Genomic DNA, 20578 nt, shown 5'->3' with positions numbered 1-20578 from the left:
CATGTTCAACCCCGCCAATGCTCCGCGCTTTACCCTGACCCTGCCGGGCCTGATCCATGATTTCCAGGTGCTTTCGTTCCACGGACAGGAGGCCCTCAATGAACCCTATCGCCTGCAGGTGGAGGTGATCAGCGAAAAGCCCGACTGGGCGCTGGAAGACCTGCTCAATCGTCCCGCCTGGCTCGGCCTGGGACCAGCAGACGTCGGTATGCACGGACTGCTGGGCGCCATCGTTCAGGGCGATTCAGGGCAGCGCTTGACCCGCTATCGCCTCGAACTGGTTCCTCGCCTGGCCTATCTGGCCCACCGCACCAACTCGAGAATCTTCCAGAACCTGGCGGTGCCCCAGATCCTCGTCAAACTACTCGAAGAACATGGAATCCTGGAAGGTGCCTATCGTCTGGCGCTGGGTCCGACACCCTATCCCGCGCGCGACTACTGCGTGCAGTACGGCGAGAGCGACCTGCATTTCCTGAACCGGCTCTGCGAAGAAGAAGGTATCCACTACCACTTCGAGCACCGGCCTGACGGTGTCCTGCTGGTGTTCGGCGATGACGCCACCAGCTTTCCCCGCCTTGCCGCCACGCCCTACCACCCGGGTAGCGGTCACGTCGCCGATCATCCGGTCATTCATGGATTCGAAATCGGACTGCAGACGCGCAGCACCCGGTTGACGCTGCGTGACCAGGATCCCCTGCAGCCGCGGTTGCGCCTCGATACCTGCAGCGACCTCGATCTGCAGCCTGTATTGGAAAGCTACCGCTTCCCCGCCGGCTTCCGCGATCGCAGCCGCGGCAGGCAACTCGGTGCCCGTGGCCTGGAAGCCTTGCGCGTCGACAGCCAGGCCGCCCAGGGCCACGGCGATGAGCCACGTCTGGCCAGCGGTCACTTCTTACGGCTGACCGAGCATCCTCGCGCAGACTGGAATCAGCTGTGGCTGCTCACCCGAATCGATCACCAGGGCCGCCAACCCCAGGTACTGGAAGAAGGCCTGGGCACTCCGGCACTGCTGACGCTGCCAGGCGATGAGGGCTGGACCCAGGGCTATCGCAATAGCTTTCATGCCATTCCCTGGCAACTGCCCTTCCGTCCCCTGCCCCGGCATCCCAAGCCACGCCTGCTCGGCCAGCAGAGCGCCGTGGTCACTGGCCCGGCTGGAGAAGAGATCCATTGCGATGCCCTGGGTCGGGTCAAGGTGCAGTTCCACTGGGATCGCGAAGGACAGGCGGACGAACGCACCAGTTGCTGGTTGCGCGTAGCCAGTGGCTGGGCCGGCAATCGCCACGGCGCCCTGGCCCTGCCACGGATCGGCATGGAGGTCCTGGTGGGCTTTCTTGAAGGGGATCCCGATCAGCCCCTGGTCCTTGGCTGCCTGTACCACGCCGAGCACCAGCCCCCTGTGCAACTGCCTGGCAGCAAGACCCAGAGCTGCTTCAAGAGCCTGAGCAGTCCGGGCGGCGGGGGCTACAACGAATTGCGTATCGAGGATCGCCAGGGACAGGAGGAAATCCATGTCCATGCGCAGCGTGACTGGGACGAACACATCCGCCACGACCATCGCAGCGAGATCGGCCACGAGCGTCATCAGCGCATCCATGGCAACAGCCACAGCGAGCTGCATGCCGAAGAGCATCGTCTGGTCCATGGCGTGCGCAAGGTCGAGGTCAAGGCCAGCGATCACCTGCTCATCAGTGGCAGCCAGCACCTCAAGCTGGGCACCGGCCAGTTCGTCGAGGCGGGCCAGGAGATCCATATCAAGGCTGGCGATCGTGTCGTCATCGAAGCCGGTAGCGAACTCACTCTGACCGCCGGCGGCAGCTTCATCAAACTAGACCCCAGCGGCATCACCCTGGTCGGTCCCCTGGCCCGCCTCAATGCCGGCGGATCCCCAGGCCGAGGCTCGGGCATCGCGCTGCAGTTGCCAAGACCACCCGGGACTACCGAGCAGGGCACGGCTGGCGATCCAAATCAGCTGGCGCTCACCAACGAATCCCAGGATCAGGACGCAAAACGTCAGCGGATGCTCAATTTTTCCGTCTGACCCCGCCATTCAAGGGACCCGCCGCGGCGAAGCGGCCTCTGCCAAGGACAGCAGCATGACCAGCAACCCTACAGCCCCCAACCCAAGGTGGAAAACTGGGCCTATCCCTTCAAAGCGAAGGGTGGCCAGGACGTCACCGATCCCTGGCTCTATCAACAGGCGCTCGCCCATGCCCGAGGTGGCACCTATCTCTTGGGCAGCAATGGCCTCTGGCATGGTGGCGTGCACTTCGACGAAGGCACCTCAGCCTTTCTGGATCAGTCCCGCATCCATTGCATCGCCGACGGCGAGGTGGTCGCCTATCGTATCGACGACAAGGTTCATCGCTTTGCGAACGAGGCGGATTCGGAGGGCAAGACCTACTCCACCAGTTTCGTCCTGATCCGTCACCGCCTGGAAGCTCCGCAGTTGCCCAATGGCAACGAGACGCCACCTTCGCTGGTCTTTTTCAGTCTCTACATGCACCTGCTGGACTGGGCAAGTTATGAAGCCAAGCCCACCCTGCCTCGGCCGGCCTTCTGGGGCAATGATCGCTATCGTGTACGGACTCATGGGGGCAAACTCAATGTTCGCCAGGAGCCGCGCGCTAATGAGCCAGTCCAGGCCGAACTCGCCAACGGTAGCCGGATACGGATTGCCGGAGATGGCGATTGGTGCCAGATCATCGAGATCCTCGACAACGGCTTGACCCTTCGTCCGAGGCGCACCCAGACCAGTCTGGGCTACGTCGCTCGCCGCTACCTCGAACCGGAAGCCGCGCCCAAGGCACAGAACATCGTAGTAGTCCTGGACCAGCCCTTCCCCATCAAGGCTGGCGCTCTGCTCGGTCACCCTGGCCTTTATGAAGGCCAGCAGCAGATCCACCTGGAGACCTTCAGCTGCGACGATGTTCCCGCCTTCATCGAGCGCAGCCGGGCCTGGTCAGCCCGATTGCCGGAAAGCGACAAGACACTGCTGAAGATCCATGCCGGCGCGAGCAAGCTGATCACTCACCGGCCCGATATCGATGCCAATCATCCGCCACGGATCAGCGATCCCGGCGTTCAGGTAGGGGTGGACCTGATTCTCAGCCAGGGTCAACTCGATGCTCTACCTGCAGCCGACAAGATCATGATCGCCGTGCGTAACGAAGGTGGCGTTCGTACATCCGAACAACGTTGGTGGCATTTGAAAGGTTTGTTGGCGGATGGTGAAGGGAAGCCGATAGAAGGGTGGCTTTGTGAGCGGGAGTTTATTACTAGTCGGCATAGTCCGTGGGAATGGACTGACTATAAATTGATCCAAGACTCAACCACTCCGAAATCCAGGCTTGCCCATAGCTTGAATAACTTGGGCCTTTTAACTACCGATGAACAATCCTGCTACAAGTCCGAAATCATCAAAGGTAGTCAAAGCCCTATAGTCTTTAGTTTAGGAATATTTGTAGACGAGAACGAAGACGGCATAATAAGTGCTAATGAAATAAGAAAACTCCTTTCAAGCCCCTGGCTAGCTCAAAAGTTTCAGAAGACTATAGTACTCTGTGACAGCGAGTGGAACTGGGACCCCAACAACTGGAGCTGTCTGGATGAACTATTGACTCCAGGCGCGGAAAAAGAAAACAAAAATTGGGAGGAGGAAAAGAAAAAGATTGAAACTCTGTCTTGGTGGCAGCAAGCAAGCCGAGCAGAGCATCTGGCCAAATCCATAAGGTGCTGGCACATTCAAGCTACCCATTTTGAAAGCCTTTTTTCGAAGTCTAGAATACATCCCGTCGTGACTATTTTTGGCGAAAAAGTAGAGCTTGATTTTCTACTAAAGTATCAGGAAAAAAAATTAGAAGACAAAGACATCAGAGAGGCGGCCATCGAATTGGAATGCGAGCCTGGCTTGGTATATGCAATTGCAAGACAAGAGTCCTCCCACTCTTCTTTCATTGAAATAGATGGAGAAAAAATACCATCTATTCTGTACGAGCGTCATCATTTCAAAAAGTTAGCTCAAGACGAATATATTAGAAGTTCCTATAGTGATATCTATGGACCTCCTTATAGAAGAGCTAAAAAGCTAAAAGATGGCACCTACATTGACGCCAGGACATTAGAGCAGATACAGCTGACAGATGCCTATGGACCTTCAGGAAAATTTCAATACGAGCGCCTTATCCGCGCATACCGTCTAAACGAGGACGCTGCACTACAAGCCTCGTCTTGGGGTAAATTCCAAATAATGGGATTTAATTACAAGGCAGCCGGCTATGAAACAGTCAAAGATTTTACGATGGCTATGTCAAAGGGGGATGGTGAGCACATCAAAGCCTTTTTAAAGTTTGCAAGGAAAAATCCTGTACTCTTAAAGGGACTGAGAACCAAAAACTTCGAAACAATTGCACAGGGACACAATGGCAAAAACTGGAAAGAAACCAATCCAGACTACGCAAAAAACATAGAGAAATTCTACAATGAATACAAGAAAAACTAAGATTATAGCGAGCATAATTCTAGTTTATCTATGCAATAGCGCGATTGCTCAGAGCGGACCTAGCTACCTAACGGGAAGCCTCTGCAAAAAAGAAGAAGATATAATTATATCATTTAAAACAGCCAAAATAAAAAAGCTGGCTTCTATCTGTGCAGGCCCTGGAAATAGCTACCTAATCTACAGATATGGGAATTTAGACCAGGTAGAACTTAACTATCCCACATTGCTGAATAGCAAGTCATGGAAGAACTTCTTCTACAACAGCTATTCAAGAGGGCTAGGAGAGTCCAACGACCCTAAGGGAAACTACGAAATATCTTTCGTCAACAGTGGTACTGAATACTCTGTCTATCAAGACTGGAGTACAGAAAACAGCTATGAGATCGGCATCATCGTTATCAACAAAGGTAGAAATTACAAGATATTGGGCATCCCTGAAAGCCAAACAGGGTCTCTTTCACGACTCGAAGCGTTTAAGGGTTTTCTATCCAATCAGGAATAGAGAGCAATCAAACATTTACACAATAAAAAATAAAGCAATGAAAATAGTACAGGCACGCATCAGCCATTATAATTATAAAATTACTTATGCTTTAGAATAATATCAATCCTGCCATCCAACAATCCCGGAAATCTCGTATACCATATATGATTAAACGGCGACGGATATGGCAGAGGATAGAGCTTCAGTGTCTCGCGGGTGTCCTCCTCTGTTTCCAAGGCTGGCTCGATGCTGCTGTCGAAACGATCTCCGCTTTTTCAGAAAGCTTCGCTGCAAAGGGTGATGAGCTGAGTGCCGTGCCATTACTCTATCAGGAGGCGGCGCATCAGGGGGTGGAAGGTCTTTTTCATCCGTTCCGGCCAGGCTTTTTGCCCGCCGCCACCTAAAAGCCGAAGTAGCACTTAAGGCGCAGAACACCGTAGTAGTCCTGGACCAGCCCTTCCCCATCAAGGCTGGCGCTCTGCTCGGTCACCCTGGCCTTTATGAAAGCCAGCAGCAGATCCACCTGGAGACCTTCAGCTGCGACGATGTCCCCGCCTTCATCGAGCGCAGCCGGGCCTGGGCAGCCCGATTGCCGGAAAGCAACAAGACACTGCTGAAGATCCATGCCGGCGCGAGCAAGCTGATCACTCACCGGCCCGATATCGATGCCAATCATCCGCCACGGATCAGCGATCCCGGCGTTCAGGTGGGGGTGGACCTGATTCTCAGCCAGGGTCAACTCGATGCTCTACCTGCAGCCGACAAGATCATGATCGCCGCGCGTAATGAGGGTGGCATTCGTACATCCGAACAACGTTGGTGGCATCTGAAGGGTTTATTGGCGGATGGTGAGGGAAGGCCGATAGAGGGATGGCTTTGTGAGCAGGAATTTATTACCAGCCGGCATAGTCCGTGGGACTTCCCTGATTACGAGCTAGTTAAAGAGACTACTACATACAGGGCAAAACTGGCCTACTCCCTTTGCGCTAATCGCCAACTTACCAAAGTAGAGCTCTCACGCTTCGAAATTGAAATACAACAAGTCCAGCAAAGCTCACTTACTACAAAAATATCTAGAATACTTTCTCCTATAGCAGCTTTGAGAAGCTCCGAACTCACTAAAAACCTGATAAATCCTTGGATATTTCAAAAAATAGGGGCACTGGTCATTCAGCATGAGAGCGAGTGGGCATGGAATACGAAAAAATGGGACTCCTTAGACGTTATGATGCCTGCCGAAAACAATAAAAAAAATTGCTGGGAACCACAAAAGGAAATTATAAAAAATCTGTCTTGGTGGAATGCTGCATCGACAAAGATAAGAGAGCTGGATGCAGACAAATGTTGGCACTTCAACTCAGAGAGATTTTTTCACTATTTCATTGAAAAAAAGAAGGAATTAATTACGCTAGCCATGTTACAAATTATCAGCCCAAGACATGACAACGCCTACTATGAAAAAGTGCTTCCATATCTAAATAAGTATGCTAACGCATTCAAAGTCAACACACCAATTAGAATAGCTCATTTTCTAGCTCAGACTGGCCATGAGAGTGGCTTTATTGTTAAATCAGAGAATGGAAGATATAGCGCTAGGAGAATGAGAGAGATGTTCGGCTGCAAGGGTGGCAGTAAGAACTATTCCAAAGCTAATGACGACTGTAGCTTTGGAAGACAACGGGATAGGCTTTGGTCAGAAGAGTCAAAGTTTGTGATGAATTCCGAAGCGCTTCTGAATTTCGTTTACTCTTCGAGGATGGGGAACGGCGATGAATCGAGTGGAGATGGATATAAATATAGAGGACGAGGTATTATTCAATTGACCGGTAAAGATACTTACAGACGTTACACAGAAATCCATAATCGGGCTAATCCTGACGATCTTAGAGATTTTGTGGAACAGCCCGACTTAATCACTGACTCGCTTCAATACGGTATCGAGTCTGCTTTTGTATATTGGGATATGGCTAATGCAAATAAGCTCGCCGATGCAGACAACGCGATTGCATTAAGTAAGGCTATCAATGGCGGACTGAACGGATTCAAGGATCGAGCAGAATGCTTAGAAAAAATAAAAAGCCATCTAGATATTCAAAAATGAAAATATTCAGCATAACGGCACTATTATTTTTCCATAGCATATCGCATGCGAACGGAATATCCAATCAAGGCCTATGTAGTACAGGTGAAATAAGCCTGTTTAACTGCAATTTAAAGAGCAAAAATGCTTCACTATGTGTCAACGAGGCAAAAAATCGAATGCAATATCGCATTGGAACAGAAGCTAAAAAGGATTTCACCTACCCGCAAATTCAAAAAAGCAACGGATACGGATTTAAGCTAAGTACCACCCCTTACCCAGGAGGTGGAGAGAATAGAATCAGATTCACCAATGGAATATATAGCTATTTCATATACGACATTACGAGAAGCCAACAAGACACCGCCCCATTAAACTCTATACAAACAGCCGGCATTGCTGTTTATACAAACGGAAAAAGAATTGCCAATATAAAATGTGAAAACTCTGAAACCAGCATTTCTTCTCTTGCCTTTGAAATATTACAAAGAGAAGAATTTTCGTACGATATAGATACAGATTAACTCAGCAAAAACTTCGCCCTGTTTTCCAACAACCCCGGAAACCTCGTGTACCACGTCTGATTCAACGGCGAGGGATGCGGCAGCGGATAAAGGGTCAGTGTCTTGCGCGTGCCCTCCTCCGTTTCCAGGGTGACCTCGATGCTGCTTTCGAAGCGGTCTTCGCTCTTCCAGAATGCTTCCAGGCGAGCGCGTTCTTCCTTGGATTGGCCGATGCCGAACCAGAGGAAGGCTTCGCGGCCGAGGGTGATGAGCTGGGTGCCATGCCAATGCTCTATCAGCAGGCGGCGCATCAGGGGGTGGAAGGTCTTTTTCACCCGTTCCGACCAGGCTTTGTTGCCGAGCGGCTTGTAGGGCACGGTGTTTGCCCAGAAGAACTGCTGGCTCAGGCTGCGGGTGGCTTCGAAGTCGGCCGGGGGCTGGCCGTGCAGGTGTTTGTAGAGGACCTTGCGGGCGATCTGGCCGCCGCTGCCGATGAAGGGTTCGCCATACTTCACCTCGTCCCGCCCCGGATCGCGACCGAAGAAGCCCAGGGGCGCATCGGGATCGCCCAGACCGATGATGGGGTCCAGCGGGTCCTTGGCGAATTGTTCATAGACCGGAAGATCGACACCTGGAAGATCGGCAGCGAGCTGGCGAAAGGCTTCGCGCTCTGCGGAAGACAGCGGCATGCAACAGGTCTCCATCGAGGAATTAATCCCTCTTGTAGAGCGCTGCGTTGCGGGTGACGTTCCGTAACGACTGGCGGAGCGGCAGCCCTGGGACGATAGGGTAAACTGCCCGGCTCGAACGACCCCTCAAGGTGAATCCCGTTGATCAATCTGCTACGCAACGGCCTCGGCCAGGTGATCGTCGGCCTGGATCTGGTAACCCGGCCGCGCAAGCTCCAGCGCCCAGAGCAGGCCCAGGCGGCCATCGAGGCGGAGCTGGCGAATCTGTCGCTCTATCAGTTCCAGGCCTGTCCCTTCTGCGTGAAGACGCGGCGGGCGCTGCATCGGCTGAACCTGCCGATCCGCCTCAAGGACATCAAGAAGGACCCGCAACTGCGCGCCGAGCTGGAACAGGGCGGTGGCCGGGTGAAGGTGCCCTGCCTGCGGATCGACGAAGGCAGCCAGAGCGTGTGGATGTACGAGTCGGACGACATCATCGCCTATCTGGAGCAGCGCTACGGCGAGCGGCAGTCGGCCTAGAGTCTAGCGGGTGAAGGAGTGTGGACAGGGCTGCGCCGTTGCCCACGCTACAGGGCTCAAGCTGGCGCTTTGGTGTGTTGGGCTTCGCTGCGCTCAACCCAACCTACGCCCTCAGAACTCGATCTGCACATCCCCTTGCGGGATGCTGCAGCAGGACAGGATGTAGCCTTCGGCTTCGTCTTCCTCGGTGATGCCGCCGTTGTGGTCCATGACCACCTCGCCGCTCTTCTTGAGCACCTTGCAGGTGCCGCAGATGCCCATGCCGCAGGCCTTGGGAATGTGCAGGCCGAGCTTGGCCGCGGCGCCGTGGATGGTTTCGCCCGGGCCGATGCTGACGCTCTTGTCGCTCTCGGTGAAGGAGATCAGGCACTGGGCTTCCAGGGGAATCGGCGGCAGGTCGGCCGCGGCTTCGGCCTGTTCGGCGGCCTCGACCTTGGCTTCCGGCGGCGTCGCGCCAAAGGATTCCTCGTGGTAGCGGGTCATGTCGAAGTCCAGCTCGCGGAGCATGGCCTTGACGGCATTCATGTAGGGCGTGGGGCCGCAGCAGAAGATCTCGCGTTCACGGAAGTCCGGTGCCATCAGCTCCAGCATGCGGCGGTCGAAGTAGCCGCGGAAACCGGCCCAGGACTCACCGTGCTCGGTGCGCTCGCACACCAGGTTCAGGGCGAAGTTGTCGATCCGCGCGGCCATGTGCTCCAGCTCACCCTGGTAGATGATGTCGCGCGGGGTACGGGCGCTGTGCACGAAGACCATGTCGACGCTGGCATTGGTGTCGTAGAACCAGCGCGCCATGGACATCACCGGGGTGATGCCGACGCCGCCGGAGAGGTAGAGCACCTTGTCGGCGGGATAGTCGATGGCGTTGAACAGCCCGACCGGACCGTGCACCGCCAGGTTGTCGCCGACCTTGAGGTTGTCATGCAGCCAGTTGGACACCTGGCCACCCGGCACGCGCTTGACGGTGATGGAGAAGCTGTAGGGCACCGAGGGCGAGCTGGAGATGGTGTAGGAGCGCATCACCTGGCGGCCGTCGATCTCAAGCTCCAGGGTCACGAACTGGCCCGGCTTGAAGAAATACATCAGCGGGATTTCGGCGGTGAAGCAGAAGGTGCGTACGTCCCAGGTTTCCTGGATGACCTTGACGCAGCGCACGGGGTGGCGGCCATTGGTCCAGGTCTGGGTGGTTACGGGATTGAGGAAGGTATTCATGACGCACCTCGACTGCCACTGGGGCTATTGGCGGCGATTCTGGGAGGGCCCCACGACCGCCACTTTCCCAATCGCGACATCCACATGTCGATGGCGACCGGCCCAGCAGTGGCAAGGGCTGGGGCGTCGTGAACAGCGTCGGCCATGTCGCCCATGAGCAAGGCCCCCTCCCGGCTCCGGCCCCACACTCCGCCCCAAGCCGAACCTGAATAGCGCGCGACGGGCGAAACCTAGGGTCATTCGGCGGCCCTGCCCCGTCGGCCAATAGCCTTGCAGTACCGTGACCAACCACTTTCGCCACCCGCCGCGGTGGCCACGAGGATGTACGATGGACGTCAGCACCTTGAGTTTGGGCGACCCTCTCGATCCGGCCCGCAAGGCCACGGCCGAGATGCTGCGCACCCGCGAGCGCACCTACTCCCTGCCCCAGCCGTTCTACAACGACGAGCGCCTGTTCCAGATCGACATGCAGGAGATCTTCGGCAAGGAATGGCTGATCGCCGGCATGACCTGCGAGATCCCCACCAAGGGCAACTTCATCACCCTGCAGCTGGGTGACAATCCCATCCTGGTGGTCCGCGGTGCCGAGGGCAAGGTGCATGCCTTCCACAACGTCTGCCGCCACCGGGGTTCGCGCCTCTGCGTGAGCGACAAGGGCAAGGTCGCCAAGCTGGTCTGCCCCTATCACCAGTGGACCTACGAGCTGGACGGCCGCCTGCTGTTCGCCGGCAGCGAGATGGGCGCCGACTTCAACATGGCCGACTTCAACCTCAAGCCGATCCACGTCAAGACCGCCGGCGGCTACATCTTCATCTCCCTGGCCGATGAGCCACCGGCCATAGACGACTTCCTGCGTACGCTCGAGCACTACATGGAGCCGTACGACATGGAGAATGCCAAGGTCGCGGTGCGCACCGACCTGGTCGAGCAGGCCAACTGGAAGCTGGTGCTGGAAAACAACCGCGAGTGCTACCACTGCAGCGGCTCCCATCCCGAGTTGCTGAATACCCTGCTGGAGTGGGACGACGTCACCGATCCGCGCGCCTCCCAGGCGTTCAAGGATCAGGTCGCCGCCTGCACCAGTCGCTGGGACGCCGACAACATCCCCTACGCCCATGCCAGCTTCGGCCTGCGCAACCGCATCGTGCGCATGCCGCTGCTCGCCGGCACCGTGTCCATGACCATGGACGGCAAGCCCGGCTGCAAGAAACTCATGGGGCGCATCAAGGACCCGGACCTGGGCTCCATGCGCATCCTGCACCTGCCGCACTCCTGGAACCACTGCATGGGCGATCACATGATCGTCTTCACCGTCTGGCCGCTGGGTCCGACCGAGACCGTGGTGACCACCAAGTGGCTGGTGCACAAGGATGCCGTGGAGGGCGTCGACTACGATCCGGTCAACCTGCGCAAGGTCTGGGATGCCACCAACGACCAGGATCGCCGGCTGGCCGAGGAGAACCAGCGCGGCATCAATTCCAAGGCCTATCAGCCGGGTCCCTATTCAAAGACTTACGAATTCGGCGTGATCAACTTCATCGACTGGTACAGCGAGCGGCTGCTCAACAACCTCGGAGAAGAAGCACCGGCGGCGCACCTGCGTCAGGTCAGCGGCGACTGACGAGTCGCTGAGAAGATCCTTCCGTGGAGCCGCAAGGGCTCCACGGAAGTCTGCAAATGTCCGACCTTTCCTGTAGTGCGAGCTTTTGCCGCACCCGTCCTAGAGCCTTTTCGCCAAATCATCACCTAAAGTTGTGACCCTGTTCGCATTCCGAACCCTCCTCCCAGCAGGCCGTCATGACTCTTCGATCCTTGTCCATCGCTACCCGCAACCTGCTGTGCTTCGGCATCCTGGCGGTCCTCGTCGCGGCGCTCGGACTCTTCGGCTGGTATCAGCTGTCCGAGATCCGTCAATTGGGTCATCAGGTGGAGCAGCGCTACATCCCGACCCTGATCGCGGCCGACAATCTGAGTCTGCTGGTGGCCCGTACGCGCATCGAGACCCTGCGTCTGCTGGCCATGCCCGATGCCCAGACCCTGGCCAGCACCCGCCAGAAGCTGGACGGCCTGAGCACCGAGGTCCAGGCCATCTTCGGCCGCTATCAGCACGAACTGCTGTCGACGAAGAGCCGCTCCGCGCTGGACGAATTGCGCCAGGTGCAGCAGAGCTACATGCAGGGCGTGCAGCAAATCGCCGATCTGGCCGGTGCGGGTCAGCTCGACCAGGCGCGCCAGGTGGTGCGGCAGAGCATGGGTCCGCTGGGTACGCGGATGAACGCCTGCATAGAGACGCTCCGTCAGGCCGTCGAGCAGGACATTCACGCCGCCAGCGCGGATGCCGATGAAGCCTATGCGCGCTCCAACAACGTGACCTGGCTGGCCATCCTGGTAACCCTCACCCTCACCGGCCTGCTGGCCTGGCGCCTGACGCGCAGCGTGGCCAACCCCATCGCCCAGGCGGTAGCGGCGGCCCGCACCATCGCGACGGGAGATCTGACCCAGGCGCTGGACAGCCGTGGCCACGACGAGGCGGCGCAGCTGCTGCAGGCCATGCAGCAGATGCAGGGCCAGTTGCGCGAGACCCTGGGGCATATCGGCGACTCGGCCAGCCAGCTGGCTTCCGCCGCCGAGGAGATGACCGCGGTCATGCAGGAAAGCGCCACCGGCCTGCAACAGCAGAACAACGAGATCGAGTCGGCGGCGACGGCCGTCACCGAAATGAGCCAGGCGATCGAGGAGGTCGCCGGCAACGCCTCCTCCACCTCCAATGATTCGCGCCAGGCTGCCGATACCGCGGTTCAGGGGCAACGTCAGCTGGGCGATACCCTTACCGCCATCGAGGCCCTCACCGAGCAGGTCCTCGGTGCCAGCGCCCGGGCTCGCGAGCTGGAAACCCAGACGCGTGACATCAGCCAGGTGCTGGACGTGATCCGCTCGGTCGCCGAACAGACCAACCTGCTGGCACTGAACGCCGCCATCGAAGCGGCGCGCGCGGGCGAGGCCGGTCGTGGCTTCGCCGTGGTGGCCGACGAGGTGCGCGCCCTGGCCCATCGCACCGGTGAGTCCACCCGTGAGATCGAGGGCATGATCGGCAACATCCAGCAGGGTACCGGCCAGACCGTCGATGCCTTGCTGACCAGTGCCGACCAGGCGCGCCAGACACGCGAGCAGGCGCAATCCGCCAATGCCGCCCTCGCCGTCATCGCCCAGTCGGTCGCAGGCATCGACGAGCGCAATCTGGTGATCGCCAGCGCTGCCGAAGAACAGGCCCAGGTGGCGCGCGAAGTCGACCGCAACCTGGTACGCATTCGCGACGTGTCGGTGCAGACCGCGGCGGGTGCCGAGCAGACCCGCGCCTCCAGCCAGCAACTGGCGGCGCTGGCCGCGACCCTCAGCGGCCAGGTGCGGCGCTTCCAGTTCTAGCCGTGATCGAGGATGGCGACTGGCCAGCCCTGCTCGCCCGTCGCCGTCCTCTGCGCGAAGATCAGATTTAAGACGAATGACCATCAAGTCACGGCGGCCCTAGCCGTTAAAGGGAGCCTCATTCTTCACCGGGGCTGCCGCCGTGACCTTTCGTTCCTTCTCCCTCGCCATTCGCAGTGTGTTGTGTTTCGGCCTGCTGGCCATCCTCGTCGCCAGTCTGGGCCTGTTCGGCCTGCTGCAACTGTCGCAGATCCGGGCCCAGGGTCAGGTGATCGAGACCAACAACGTGCCTAGCATCGTCGAAGCCGACAACCTTGCCCTGCAACTGGCCCGCACCCGGGTCGAGGTGCTGCGCCTGCTGGCCATTCCGGACGCCGCCACCGTCGCCAACACGCGCAAGAAGATCGACAGCATCAATGCCGACATCGGCGCGGGTTTCAGTCGCTATGAAAAACTCGTCAGCAGCGATCGCGAGCGCCAGGCCTTCGATGCCCTGCGCCAGATCCATGGCGACTATGTCCGCTACACCGCGCAACTGGCCGACCTCATCGGCGCCGGCAAGCTCGACGAGGCCCGCAGCCTGATCCAGACCAGCATGGCCCAGCTCGGCGTGCAGATGAACGAGCGCACCGAAGCCCTGCGCAAGATCAACCAGGAAGACATCAAGGCGGCCTCCCAGCACTCCGGCGACACCTATGCCCAGGCTACTTCCATTACCTGGATGGTCATCGCCCTGGCCTTGGGTCTGACCGTGCTGCTGGCCTGGCGCCTGACCCTGAGCATGACCCGGCCCATCGCCGAGGCCGTCGCCGCCGCCCGGACCATCGCCAGCGGCGACCTGACCCAGACCCTGGACACCCGCGGTCACGACGAAGCCGCCCAGCTGCTGCAGGCCATGCAGCAGATGCAGACCAATCTGCGCGACACCCTGGGGCACCTGGGCCATTCCGCTACCCAGCTGGCCTCCGCCGCCGAGGAAATGACCGCAGTCATGCAGGAGAGCGCCCACGGCCTGCAACAGCAGAACAGCGAGATCGAGATGGCGGCCACCGCCGTCACCGAGATGAGCCAGGCGGTGGACGAAGTGGCCGGCAACGCCACCTCTACCTCGTCCGAATCGCGTCAGGCCGCCGATACCGCGCGCCAGGGCCAGCGGCAGCTGGGCGATACCCTGGGCGCCATCGAGGTGCTGACCGAGAACGTGCTGGGTGCCAGCGAACAGGCCCGCCAGCTGGCCGAGCAGACCCGCAACATCAGCCAGGTGCTGGACGTGATCCGCTCGGTCGCTGAACAGACCAACCTGCTGGCGCTCAACGCCGCCATCGAAGCCGCGCGTGCCGGTGACGCCGGTCGCGGCTTCGCCGTGGTCGCCGACGAGGTCCGCGCCCTGGCCCATCGCACCGGCGAATCCACCCGCGAGATCGAAGGCATGATCGGCAGCATCCAGCAGGGTACCGGGCAGACCGTCGATGCCTTGCTGACCAGCGCCGACCAGGCGCGCCAGACCCGCGAGCAGGCGCAGTCGGCCAACGCCGCCCTGGCCGCCATCGCCCAGTCGGTGTCGGGCATCGACGAGCGCAACCTGGTGATCGCCAGCGCCGCCGAAGAGCAGGCCCAGGTGGCCCGCGAGGTGGATCGCAACCTGGTGCGCATCCGCGATCTGTCGGTGCAGACCGCCGCCGGTGCCGAACAGACCCGCGCCGCCAGCCAGCAGCTCTCCGAGCTGGCAGTGGAGCTCAACGGCCAGATCCGCCGCTTCCGCGTGTGACCTGTCCGGCAGGGACACCCCTGCCGGATCCCGTCGCGGTGGCAAAACCGGGAGGCGACCGCTACGCTGGCGCCTTCGCCCACCGCGCCTCTCTCGCATGAGCTATCGCTACGTCATCTTCGACTTCGACGGCACCCTGGCGGACAGCCTGCCCTTTCTCCTGAGCTGCCTGGGCGAGCTGGCGCGAACCCATGGCTTTCGCCAGCCAACCGCCGACGAGTGGCCCCGGCTGCGCGCCGCCTCCCTGATCGGTCTGCTCGACAGCCTGGGGATCCCTCTCTGGCAGGTGCCACGCATCGCCCGGCACTATCGCCGGCTGCTGGCCCAGCGGGGCGATCAGGTCCTGCCCTTCGCCGAGATTCCCGCCACCCTCGACCGCTTGCAGGCCAGCGGCCTGCAGCTGGGCCTGGCGACCTCCAATTCCGCCGCGGCCGTCCACCAGGTACTGCCCCAGGCCGGACGTCTGTTCCCCGCTGGCGAATTCGACATCCCCCTGCTGGGCAAGGCCCGACGCCTGACCCGCCTGCTGCGCCGCCAGGGTGTCGCGCCGGCCGATGCGCTCTATGTGGGCGACGAGCTACGCGACCTCCAGGCCGCGCGCCGCGCCGGTCTGGGCTGCGCGGCCGTGGCCTGGGGCTATGGCTGCCCGGCGACACTGCGCGCGCAGCGCCCCGATCTCTTCTTCGAACAGCCGGCCGAGCTGCTGCGGCTGACGCCCTCTCCCTGCTGAAGGAATGCCCATGAAGTCTCTGTTGCTGGTCGCTGGTCTCTGTCTGAGCGGTCTCTTGCACGCCGCCGAACTGCAGGTGCGGGTCGAGACGGTCGACGCCTCGGGGGCCAGCTGCTGCTGGCGGTGTTCGACAGCGAAGCGGCCTGGAAGGAGCACAAGACACCGGTGGCCCAGGCCCATCTCGCCGCGCAGGCGGGTGCCCAGGAGCAGCGCTTCGAGCTGCCGCCCGGGCGTTATGCCGTATCGGTCATCCACGACAGCAACAGCAATAGTCAGCTGGACACCAATTTCATCGGCATGCCCACCGAACAATACGGCTACAGCAACAATCCGCCGCTGCGCATGCGCATGGCCACCTTCGAGGAATGCGCCTTCACCCTGCACGCCGCAGGCCTGCGCCAGCAGGTGACGCTGCGCTAGGCCATATCGGTCATGCACAGGCTTCCAAACAGAAAATCAACAGAGTTATCCACAAGGCTTTTAGCGACGATTGCTGAGTCCGGCGCTGAACAGACGTGGATAACTCCTTGGGATGGCAGCAGAAATCCCTTGACTTGGGAATGTCCCGAAAAACTGGTCATTATTTGATCGATTCTCTGTAAGCCGCGCCAGCTCTGGCCTCTGGCACTAGACGAACAACCTATCCACAGCCCTATGCAGCTCTATTGTGGGTTGTGGAAAACAGCCGAAAGTGGATTGATCATTTTTTGTACGATCCTCTGCAGGCCTTGCCAGGCATGGCGTACAGGTCAGGTCCCACATCTTTTCCACAGGCACGCACACAGCAGATGTGGGAAAACCCGGAGGCCGGGTCCGCTTTCGGCCGTTCGAGTGACCTAGATCGAATTGGCTATTTATTGAGCAATTTTTCCCGAGCAATCGCCTGATCGGTTGCTGACAACTTGCCCAGGGCTTATCCACAGCCTTTACCTGTCAGGCAATGACGGCAAAGCGATCCGGTGTTCGCAGCCTGACTCGGCGGATCAAGCCGTAACGGATTCGATCAACAGGCCGAGTACCCGTCCAGCCCTTCTGGCACGCGGCTCTTCGTTGAAAGCGAACAGACTGCCCACAGGGTTATGCACAGCTTGCAGGTTGTCCAGGCATAAAAAAAGACCGCCTGAAGCGGTCTTTTGGAGAGCTGGCGAAGGCCTAGCGCGCGGTGCGTACGCTGTCCGACAGCTGCTTGCAGAGGCCAAGCACGCCGTCGATGGCAGCGCCCGAGGACGCAGCCTTGGCGATCTGGTCGACGAACGCCGAGCCCACCACCACACCATCGGCGATGCGGGCGATCACCCGCGCCTGCTCGGGGTACGGATGCCGAAGCCGACGGCCAGGGGCAGGTCGGTGAAACGGCGCAGGCGCGCCACGGCGGCCTCGACGTGCTCGGTGGTGGCCGAGCCGGCACCGGTCACGCCAGCGACGGACACGTAGTAGACGAAGCCTGAGCTGGTGTTGAGTACGCGCGGCAGGCGGGCGTCATCAGTGGTCGGAGTGGTCAGGCGGATGAAGTCGATGCCGGCGGCCTGGGCCGGCAGCGCCAGCTCGGCGTCGTGCTCGGGCGGCAGGTCGACCACGATCAGGCCATCCACGCCCGCTTCGGCGGCTTCCGCCAGGAAGCGCTCCACGCCATAACGATGGATGGGATTGTAGTAGCCCATCAGCACCAGCGGCGTCTCGCCTTCCCCGCGGCGGAAGTCGCGCACCATCTCCAGGGTCTTGGCCAGATTCTGGCCCGCCTGCAGGGCCCGCAGGGCAGCGGCCTGGATGGCCGGGCCGTCAGCCATGGGATCGGTGAAGGGCATGCCCAGCTCGATGACGTCGGCACCGGCCGCCGGCAGCCCCTTGAGGATGGCCAAGGCGGTGTCGTAGTCCGGATCGCCGGCGGTGGTGTAGGTGACCAGGGCCGCGCGGCCCTCGGCCTTCAGCGCGGCGAAGCGGGTTTCCAGGCGGCTCATAGCTTGTCTCCCAGGTGACTCATCACGGTCTGCATGTCCTTGTCGCCGCGGCCCGAGAGGCAGATCACCATCAGGTGGTCCTTGGGCAGGTGTGGCGCGCGCTTGTAGGCCTCGGCCAGGGCGTGAGCCGTTTCCAGCGCCGGGATGATGCCTTCCAGACGGCAGGTCTGGTGGAAGGCCTTGAGCGCCTCGTCGTCGTTGATCGGTACGTATTCCACGCGCTTCACGTCATGCAGGTGGGCGTGCTCCGGGCCGATGCCGGGATAGTCCAGGCCGGCGGAAATGGAGTGGGCGTCGATGATCTGGCCATCGTCGTCCTGCAGCAGGAAGGTACGGTTACCGTGCAGCACCCCGGGTACCCCGCCGTTGAGGCTGGAGGCATGCTTGTCGGTGTCGACGCCGTGGCCGCCGGCCTCGACGCCGATGATGGCGACGTCCTGGTCATCGAGAAATTCGTGGAACAGGCCCATGGCATTGGAGCCACCGCCGACGCAGGCGATCAGGCTGTCGGGCAGGCGTCCTTCCTTCTCCAGGATCTGCGCGCGGGTCTCGCGACCGATCACTGCCTGGAAATCGCGGACCATGGCCGGATAGGGGTGCGGACCGGCCACTGTGCCGATCAGGTAGAAGGTGTCGGCGACGTTGGTCACCCAGTCGCGCAGGGCCTCGTTCATGGCGTCCTTGAGGGTGCCGGTACCGGACGTGACTGGAATCACCTCGGCGCCCAGCAGCTTCATGCGGAAGACGTTGGCCTGCTGGCGATCGATGTCGGTGCTGCCCATGTAGATGACGCAGGGCAGGCCGAAGCGCGCGGCGACGGTAGCGGTGGCCACGCCGTGCATGCCGGCACCGGTCTCGGCGATGATGCGGGTCTTGCCCATGCGCTTGGCCAGCAGGATCTGGCCAATGCAGTTGTTGATCTTGTGCGCGCCGGTGTGGTTCAGCTCTTCGCGCTTGAGATAGATCTTGGCGCCGCCGAAGTGCTCGGTCAGGCGCTCGGCGAAGTACAGCGGATTGGGCCGACCGACGTAGTCGCGCTGGAAGTAGGCCAGCTGCTCGAGAAACGCCGGATCCTCCATGGCGGTCTCGTATTCGCGCTGCAGATCGAGGATCAGCGGCATCAGGGTTTCGGCGACATAGCGACCACCGAACTGGCCGAACATGCCTTGAGCGTCGGGGCCCTGGCGATAAGCAAACTGGGTCATGGGATTCTCCTGCAAAGATGGATCTACCTTACCTGCTTGAGTGCCGCTGATAAATCGATAAGATCGCGATGACCCGTCAGGAAATCTCACAGATGAGCGATCCCCGCGACCTGCCCCCGCTGAATGCCCTGCGCGCCTTCGAGGCCACCGCCCGTCTGGGTGGCATGAGCCGCGCCGGCGACGAACTGCACGTGACCCATGGCGCCGTGAGTCGCCAGATCCGTGCCCTGGAGGAACAGCTGGGAGTGGCGCTGTTTCGCCGCGAAGGCCGGGGGCTGGCGCTGACCGAGGCGGGGCTGCGCTTGCGTGAGGTGAGTAGCGAGGTCTTCGAGCGCTTGCGTGAGGTGAGCGCCGAACTCAAGGCCGGCAATCGCCGGGGGCCGTTCGTGCTGGGCTGCCCAGGCAGCCTGGTGGCGCGCTGGTTCATTCCACGGCTGGATCGCCTCAATCGCGACCTGCCGGAGCTACACCTGCACCTCTCGACCCGTACCGACGACACCCCGCTGGCCGCCGCCGGCCTGGACGCCAGCCTGCTGTTCACCGAGACGGCGCCGCCACAGGACGTGCTGCCCTATCACCTGGCGCCCGAGCGCATCGGGCCGGTGCTGAGTCCCTACTGCCCGGCCTATCTGCGGCTCAGGGAAGGCGACCTGCAGGCCTTGCTGGCCGAACGTCTGCTGCACACCCTGTCACGGCCCCAGGCCTGGCCACAGTGGTTTGCCACCCAGGGCCTGGAGGCGCCGGTGCTGGATTACGGGCAGGGCTTCGAGCACCTCTATTACCTGCTGGAGGCGGCGCTGTCGGGATTGGGCGTGGCGATCGCGCCGGAGCCACTGGTGGCGGCGGATCTGAAGGCGGGCAGGCTGGTTGCGCCCTGGGGCTTCGCCGCGACCGGTGCGGAGTTGGCGCTATGGGCGCCGGGTCGGCTGGCGGATGAGCGGGTGGAGCGGTTGGCGGCCTGGCTCAGAACCGAGCTGGCCGAGCGCTAGCGCCCAAGGCATCCCTTGGGATGCCTTGGGCTGCCACGATCAGTTGTCGCCGCGCAGCAGTGCCCAGCCGACCAGGACGGTCACGCCAGCGGCAATGCCGACGGTGGCCCAGGGATGTTCGCGAGCCACGCCACTGGCGGCGCGACCGTACTGGCGGGTCAGACGACGCACGTCGTCATAGACTTCTTCCAGCGAATCGCCCGAATGATGCAGAGCGTCACGAGCGGTGCTCTTGAAGGAATTCAGGCTGCTGCGGGATTCGCGTGCAGCGTTCTTCTTCAGCGATGCCAGCGAGTCGAGCAGGCTGTTGATTTCGTTCTCGATGCTGGCGATGGACGCCTGGTAATCGGTGTTACGGGCCATGACAACCTCCTGGGATGGACGGATTCAGGAAATGTGACTACCGAGGCGTTGGAAAGTGCTGCAAAGCGGTGGGCGAGAGCCTGGGCAGTGAACTTATCGGGGCCTTTCGCGGCCTCAAATGTCAGAAGCACCCTTCCCGGCGAGTCGACCGCGACAC

Annotated in this window: 17 protein-coding genes and 2 pseudogenes; 13 read left to right on the top strand and 6 right to left on the bottom strand. The window is 60.3% G+C overall.

The genetic code is table 11. The features are described 5' to 3' along the window. Window position 1 precedes the first annotated feature (1 nt). The 3 genes from tssI (at window position 2) to BGI51_RS07730 (ending at window position 5003) form a co-directional block, all read left to right on the top strand. The gene (tssI, locus tag BGI51_RS07740) at window positions 2-2041 is read left to right on the top strand and encodes a type VI secretion system Vgr family protein (RefSeq protein ID WP_187980793.1); all 2040 of its coding nucleotides are present in this window, start codon (window positions 2-4) and stop codon (window positions 2039-2041) included. Window positions 2042-2128: 87 nt separating this feature from the next. After that, window positions 2129-4501, top strand: a complete 2373-nt coding sequence (locus BGI51_RS07735; protein ID WP_187980792.1) for an N-acetylmuramidase domain-containing protein — start codon at window positions 2129-2131, stop codon at window positions 4499-4501. After that, complete coding sequence (locus BGI51_RS07730) at window positions 4482-5003, top strand: hypothetical protein (protein WP_187980791.1); 522 nt, start codon at window positions 4482-4484, stop codon at window positions 5001-5003. The genes BGI51_RS07735 and BGI51_RS07730 overlap by 20 nt, the downstream gene beginning before the upstream one ends. 382 nt (window positions 5004-5385) lie before the next feature. Here BGI51_RS07730 and BGI51_RS07725 read toward each other — a convergent pair whose 3' ends face one another. After that, the gene (locus BGI51_RS07725) at window positions 5386-5724 is read right to left on the bottom strand and encodes a hypothetical protein (RefSeq protein ID WP_187980790.1); all 339 of its coding nucleotides are present in this window, start codon (window positions 5722-5724) and stop codon (window positions 5386-5388) included. A gap of 30 nt (window positions 5725-5754) precedes the next feature. Here BGI51_RS07725 and BGI51_RS07720 point away from each other — a divergent pair, with 30 nt between their 5' ends. Both BGI51_RS07720 and BGI51_RS07715 read left to right on the top strand, forming a co-directional pair. Beyond that, the gene (locus BGI51_RS07720) at window positions 5755-7086 is read left to right on the top strand and encodes a glycoside hydrolase family 19 protein (protein WP_187980789.1); all 1332 of its coding nucleotides are present in this window, start codon (window positions 5755-5757) and stop codon (window positions 7084-7086) included. A gap of 158 nt (window positions 7087-7244) precedes the next feature. Further along, on the top strand, window positions 7245-7589 hold the full coding sequence (locus BGI51_RS07715) for a hypothetical protein (protein WP_187980788.1): 345 nt from the start codon (window positions 7245-7247) through the stop codon (window positions 7587-7589). Here the strand turns inward: BGI51_RS07715 and BGI51_RS07710 are convergent. Further along, complete coding sequence (locus BGI51_RS07710; protein WP_187980787.1) at window positions 7586-8257, bottom strand: uracil-DNA glycosylase family protein; 672 nt, start codon at window positions 8255-8257, stop codon at window positions 7586-7588. The genes BGI51_RS07715 and BGI51_RS07710 overlap by 4 nt on opposite strands. 141 nt (window positions 8258-8398) lie before the next feature. Here BGI51_RS07710 and BGI51_RS07705 point away from each other — a divergent pair, with 141 nt between their 5' ends. After that, a complete protein-coding gene (locus tag BGI51_RS07705; RefSeq protein WP_133860153.1) occupies window positions 8399-8776 on the top strand; it encodes a glutaredoxin family protein in 378 nt (125 codons plus the stop codon). A 111-nt stretch (window positions 8777-8887) separates the two neighbouring features. On the opposite strand, the gene BGI51_RS07700 is transcribed toward BGI51_RS07705, so the two are convergent. Continuing rightward, complete coding sequence (locus tag BGI51_RS07700; RefSeq protein WP_187980786.1) at window positions 8888-9985, bottom strand: hybrid-cluster NAD(P)-dependent oxidoreductase; 1098 nt, start codon at window positions 9983-9985, stop codon at window positions 8888-8890. 328 nt (window positions 9986-10313) lie between these two features. On the opposite strand from BGI51_RS07700, the gene gbcA reads away from it, so the two are divergent. The 6 genes and pseudogenes from gbcA (at window position 10314) to BGI51_RS07675 (ending at window position 16326) form a co-directional block, all read left to right on the top strand. After that, window positions 10314-11606, top strand: coding sequence for a glycine-betaine demethylase subunit GbcA (gbcA, locus tag BGI51_RS07695; RefSeq protein WP_187980785.1), 1293 nt, complete (start codon window positions 10314-10316; stop codon window positions 11604-11606). A 176-nt stretch (window positions 11607-11782) separates the two neighbouring features. After that, window positions 11783-12322 (top strand): annotated as a pseudogene (locus tag BGI51_RS23990) (MCP four helix bundle domain-containing protein); the annotation flags it as partial. Between the two features lie 30 nt (window positions 12323-12352). Further along, window positions 12353-13408, top strand: coding sequence for a methyl-accepting chemotaxis protein (locus tag BGI51_RS23985; protein WP_405046456.1), 1056 nt, complete (start codon window positions 12353-12355; stop codon window positions 13406-13408). A 142-nt stretch (window positions 13409-13550) separates the two neighbouring features. Further along, a complete protein-coding gene (locus BGI51_RS07685; RefSeq protein WP_187980783.1) occupies window positions 13551-15176 on the top strand; it encodes a methyl-accepting chemotaxis protein in 1626 nt (541 codons plus the stop codon). Window positions 15177-15273: 97 nt separating this feature from the next. Then, the gene (locus tag BGI51_RS07680; protein WP_187980782.1) at window positions 15274-15906 is read left to right on the top strand and encodes an HAD hydrolase-like protein; all 633 of its coding nucleotides are present in this window, start codon (window positions 15274-15276) and stop codon (window positions 15904-15906) included. Between the two features lie 39 nt (window positions 15907-15945). Next, a complete protein-coding gene (locus BGI51_RS07675; protein ID WP_356595400.1) occupies window positions 15946-16326 on the top strand; it encodes a DUF2141 domain-containing protein in 381 nt (126 codons plus the stop codon). A gap of 732 nt (window positions 16327-17058) precedes the next feature. Here BGI51_RS07675 and trpA read toward each other — a convergent pair. Together trpA and trpB are read right to left on the bottom strand one after the other, a co-directional pair. Then, window positions 17059-17864: pseudogene (gene trpA / locus BGI51_RS07670) on the bottom strand (tryptophan synthase subunit alpha). Further along, on the bottom strand, window positions 17861-19069 hold the full coding sequence (gene trpB, locus BGI51_RS07665) for a tryptophan synthase subunit beta (RefSeq protein ID WP_133860257.1): 1209 nt from the start codon (window positions 19067-19069) through the stop codon (window positions 17861-17863). The pseudogene trpA and the gene trpB overlap by 4 nt, the downstream one beginning before the upstream one ends. 92 nt (window positions 19070-19161) lie before the next feature. On the opposite strand from trpB, the gene BGI51_RS07660 reads away from it, so the two are divergent. Continuing rightward, window positions 19162-20058 (top strand): LysR family transcriptional regulator, encoded by an 897-nt coding sequence (locus tag BGI51_RS07660; RefSeq protein WP_187980781.1) that lies wholly within the window; start codon window positions 19162-19164, stop codon window positions 20056-20058. 39 nt (window positions 20059-20097) lie between these two features. Here the strand turns inward: BGI51_RS07660 and BGI51_RS07655 are convergent, their stop codons facing one another. After that, window positions 20098-20421 (bottom strand): DUF883 family protein, encoded by a 324-nt coding sequence (locus BGI51_RS07655; RefSeq protein ID WP_187980780.1) that lies wholly within the window; start codon window positions 20419-20421, stop codon window positions 20098-20100. Between the last annotated feature and the right edge of the window lie 157 nt (window positions 20422-20578).

The sequence above is a fragment of the Pseudomonas oryzihabitans genome (assembly GCF_014522265.1).
Lineage (GTDB): Bacteria > Pseudomonadota > Gammaproteobacteria > Pseudomonadales > Pseudomonadaceae > Chryseomonas > Chryseomonas aestiva.
The sequence above is the reverse complement of the archived record's forward strand: the minus strand, read 5'-3'. Positions and strand labels throughout refer to the sequence as shown.